This window comes from Mesorhizobium sp. M4A.F.Ca.ET.090.04.2.1 (assembly GCF_003999085.1).
Lineage (GTDB): Bacteria > Pseudomonadota > Alphaproteobacteria > Rhizobiales > Rhizobiaceae > Mesorhizobium.
In genome coordinates, this window is record NZ_RZOT01000555.1 from 1 (window position 1) to 3,945 (window position 3,945).

The window sequence follows — 3,945 nt, forward strand, 5'->3', positions numbered from 1 at the left end:
AACCGGCAGGCCGTCGACATGCACCGTGCAGGCACCGCAGGCGGCGATGCCGCAGCCGAATTTCGGGCCCGTCTTGCCGATCAGATCGCGCAGCGCCCACAGCAGCGGCATTCCCGGATCGGCATCGATGTCGAATGATTGCCCGTCGACGGTGAGGCGCATGGGGATATCCTTCGTTGTCGTCTATAACCAGAAGCGAAATGGCAAGGCGGCCATTTCGTCTTCATACACCTTGACAAAATCCGTCATTTTGTCAATAGAGTTTGCACAGGGTAGACTGTTCGCCATGATCGAAGCCGAGGACATCGCCGCCGACCCCAAGCGCGCCCGCATTTTGGAAGGCGCGATGAAGGTGTTCCTCGCCTATGGCTTTACGCGCACCACCATGGACGACATCGCGCGCGCCGCCGACATGTCGCGGCCGGCGCTCTATCTGCTGTTCAAGAACAAGACCGACATTTTCCGCGCCATCGCCCTGATGCTGCTCGGTCGCTCCATCGAGCAGGCGAAGAGCGAGCTCGAAGGCGGCGGCACCTTCGCCGAACGCACGATGCGCGCCGTCGACGCAGCGCTGATCTCGATGATCGGCGCTGTCCGTGCTTCCCCGCACGGCGCCGAACTGCTCGACTTGAAGTCGAGCGTCGCCGACCTCGTCGGCTGCTGGCGCGACGGCCTTGTCGAGCACATCGCCAGCGCGGTCGAGGGCGAAGTGAAACGGAACGGCGTCGACCTCGCCGCCAAGGGGCTTTCGGCGCGGCTGCTGGCCGACATGCTGCTCGACGGGCTGGAAGGCATGAAGATGCGCATCAGCAATCCGGACGAGCAGCGACGGGCCGCCGCCGCGCTGATCAGGCTGATCGACCTGGCGCTGCGGAAAGGATGACGTCGGCGGTCGGCGCCCCCGGTCGAGCTAGGCTTGGCGCCGCGCTTGCTCGGGCTTCCTGCGCGCCGCGAGGAACTCCTTTACCCGCCGGCCCGGCGCCGGGCCGCGCATCGGCTTGAAGCCGTCGTCGAGTTCGCCGGAGAGATCGAGCGTCGGCCGCTTGCCGACGGCGTCATAATTCTCCTCCAGCCAGTCGCTGGCGGCGCTGCGGCCAAGATCGCGCAGATAGGCGAGGAAGGCCCATTCGGCGTTGACCTTGGACGATGCCGACAGGTCCTTGAAAGCCTCGTCGGCATCGATGCGGTGCATGCGAATGTCGCGGTACTCGCCATGCGGCAGCCGGCCGGCGGCGATCAGTTCCTTGACGAAGGCGATCGAGCGGAATTCGCGCAGGAGTCGGGCATTGAAGGTGATCTCGTCGATGCGGTTCTGGATCTCGTTGGCGCTCTTTGGCGTGCCATCGCGCACCACCGGATTGATCTGGACTAGGAGCACGTCCTCGGTGGCAGTCGTCTTGAAGAACGGATAGAGCGCCGGATTGCCGCCATAGCCGCCATCCCAGTAGGGCACGCCCTTGATTTCGACGGCGCGGAACAGTTGCGGCAGGCAGGCCGAGGCCATCACCGTGTCGAGGTCGATCTCGCCGTCGGAGAAGACGCGCAGCTGTCCGGTCTCGACATTGGTCGCCGAGATGAACAGCTCCACCGACTTGCAGGCGCGCACATTGGAGAAGTTGATCTCCTGCTTGACCACGTCGCGCAGCGGATTGAGGCCGAGCGGATTGGCGACATAGGGCGAGAACACCCGCGACATGGTGTCGAAGAAGACATAGCCCGGCGTGTTCTCGATCGACCAGTTGCCCCAGGCGACATCCCACGGCATGCGCTGCACCGGGCTGAAGCGGCCTTTCCGCGCCACCGCGCGCCAGAAATCGTCGAGCTTCTTGCGTGCTCCCTCGACGCCGCCACGGACAAAGCCGTCGGCCAGCGCCACCGCGTTCATCGCGCCGGCGCTGGTGCCGGAAACGGCTGAAATCTCTAGCCTTCCATCCTCCAGCAGCCTGTCGAGAACGCCCCAGGAAAAGGCGCCGTGCGAGCCGCCCCCCTGAAGCGCGATGTTGATCTTCTTCTTTTCCTCCGCCTTGCCGTTGGTCGTCATGGCGTTCCTGTCGTTGAATGGCCGGCCTCGTCCTGCCCGGAATCGGGCGACGCGCCGGCAGCGGACCTATGTTGCAGTGCAGCATATAAGTCCTGACCAAGGCAAGAACACGAACACGGTCGCGTGATCACATGAAATTTCGGTCATGAAGAAGAGCCTCACCGCCTTTTGGCGGAGAGGCGACATTCATCAAGATGGGCTGGCCGCCTTAGGCGACGAGATCCGGCACCGGCCCGACATAGCGCGACTGCGGCCGGATCAACCGTCCTGTCGTCTGCTGCTCGCGCGCATGGGCGATCCAGCCCGAGATGCGGCCGGCGGCGAAGACGTTGGTGAATGCGTCCTTTGGGAAGCCTGCCGCTTCCAGCAGGAGCGCAGTGTAGAACTCGACATTGGTCTGGATCGAACGCTGCGGCTTGGCGACCCGAAGCACGTCGAGCGCCGCCTGCTCCACCGTCTCGGCAAAAGCCAGCCGGCTGCCCATCTTCCCGCTACCTGGCCCCTTGCGGGTGGCCAGTTGCCGCACCACCGCTTTCAGCACGTCGGCGCGCGGATCGCGCACCCGGTAGATGCGGTGGCCGAAACCCATGATGCGCTCGCCTTGCGCGATCTCGTCGCGCAGCCAGCCGGCGCCGTCGCCGCACGCCTCGATCGCGTCCAGCATCTCGATGACCGGTCCGGGCGCGCCGCCATGCAGCGGCCCCTTGAGCGCGCCTAGGCCAGCCAGAATCGCCGAGGTCAGCCCGGCTTGAGTCGAGGCGACGACGCGGGTGGCGAAGGTCGAGGCGTTGAGACCATGGTCGCAGACAGTGACGAGATAGGTGTCGAGCGCTTTGGCCAGATCGGGCGAGGCCGCGCTGCCACCAAGCATGCGCAGCATGTCGGCGGCATGATCGGCATCCTTGTTTGGTGCGACCGGCTGGTCCCCGCGTCCCGCCCGCAGCAAGGCCGGAGTCAGCACCGCCGGCGCCGCGATCAGCCGCAGCGCATCCGTCAACGTCCCGCCGTCCGGCAAAAGGGCGATGCCGGCCCGCATGCCGCTGTAGACATCGAGCGCGGCCAGCGTCGGAAAAATCGGCTGGAGCCGCAGGAACACCTCGACCCGCGCCCGGCCGATCGCCTCGGCCAGTTCAGCATCGCCGGGAAGGTCGTCGAAGAAGCCGTCGAGCAACAGGCGCGCCACCTGCGGATAGCGCCAACGGCCGGCCAGTTCCGGCAGCGAATGGCCACGGATCGTCAGCCGGCCGCCGAGGCCGTCGACATCGGAAAGCACGGTTTCCGCCGCCACCACATCATCGAGCCCGTTTGCCATGTCCGTCTCCTTCGCCATTTACGGACTTGAATTAATGGTACAAGTTCGAGGCATCAATCTTGATCAAGTGAATCAATATGTCCAAGCAATCGGCTGCATGACAAACAACATGACCGAATGGCTGACGCGTGAGGAGGCGCTGGAACGGCTCAAGGTGCGGCCGCAGACGCTCTATGCCTATGTCAGCCGTGGCCGTATCGGCATGCGTCCGGACGCAGCCGATCCGCGCCGCAGCCAGTATCGCGCCGACGACATCGCCGCCCTCGCCACGCGCCGCGCGCGCGGCCGAAGCCCGCGAGCGATCGCAGAAAGCGCCATCGACTGGGGCGAGCCGGCTTTTGCCACCACGATCTCGACCATCCAGCATGGCGGCCTTTTCTATCGCGGCAAGGATGCTGTGGCGCTCTCCGGCGCGGCCACGCTGGAGGAGACGGCAAGCCTGCTCTGGGCAGCGGACGTCCCGGTGTCGTTTGCCTCGCCCGGCCGCCATGACGCGCGCGAGAGCGGTCGCGGCGCGGCATTCGCGACGCTGGCTGAACTGGCTGCCGAAGGCCGGCCTTCGCTGGGACGCGGGCCAGCCACGCTCTACCGC

Annotated in this window: 4 protein-coding genes and 1 pseudogene; 2 read left to right on the plus strand and 3 right to left on the minus strand. The window is 65.6% G+C overall.

The window, feature by feature from the left end:
• The coding region (locus EN781_RS27910) for a 2Fe-2S iron-sulfur cluster-binding protein (RefSeq protein ID WP_127400530.1) at window positions 1–162 on the minus strand (162 nt) is incomplete at its 3' end.
• 124 nt (window positions 163–286) lie between these two features.
• Here EN781_RS27910 and EN781_RS27915 point away from each other — a divergent pair.
• Window positions 287–883: a TetR/AcrR family transcriptional regulator gene (locus EN781_RS27915; RefSeq protein ID WP_126057909.1), complete on the plus strand. Its 597-nt coding sequence runs from the start codon at window positions 287–289 to the stop codon at window positions 881–883.
• 27 nt (window positions 884–910) lie between these two features.
• Here EN781_RS27915 and EN781_RS27920 read toward each other — a convergent pair whose 3' ends face one another.
• Both EN781_RS27920 and EN781_RS27925 read right to left on the minus strand, forming a co-directional pair.
• Window positions 911–2,041, minus strand: a complete 1,131-nt coding sequence (locus tag EN781_RS27920) for a patatin-like phospholipase family protein (RefSeq protein WP_127400531.1) — start codon at window positions 2,039–2,041, stop codon at window positions 911–913.
• A 208-nt stretch (window positions 2,042–2,249) separates the two neighbouring features.
• Window positions 2,250–3,353, minus strand: coding sequence for a citrate synthase/methylcitrate synthase (locus tag EN781_RS27925; RefSeq protein WP_126057907.1), 1,104 nt, complete (start codon window positions 3,351–3,353; stop codon window positions 2,250–2,252).
• A gap of 109 nt (window positions 3,354–3,462) precedes the next feature.
• Between EN781_RS27925 and EN781_RS27930 the strand changes: the two are divergent.
• Window positions 3,463–3,945 (plus strand): annotated as a pseudogene (locus EN781_RS27930) (citrate/2-methylcitrate synthase); the annotation flags it as partial.

Bases quoted from the DNA above. Each gene is read 5' to 3' on its own strand.
- EN781_RS27925 (WP_126057907.1), bottom strand. From the start codon at position 3,353: ATGGCAAACGGGCTCGATGATGTGGTGGCGGCGGAAACCGTGCTTTCC.
- EN781_RS27920 (WP_127400531.1), bottom strand. From the start codon at position 2,041: ATGACGACCAACGGCAAGGCGGAGGAAAAGAAGAAGATCAACATCGCG.
- EN781_RS27915 (WP_126057909.1), top strand. From the start codon at position 287: ATGATCGAAGCCGAGGACATCGCCGCCGACCCCAAGCGCGCCCGCATT.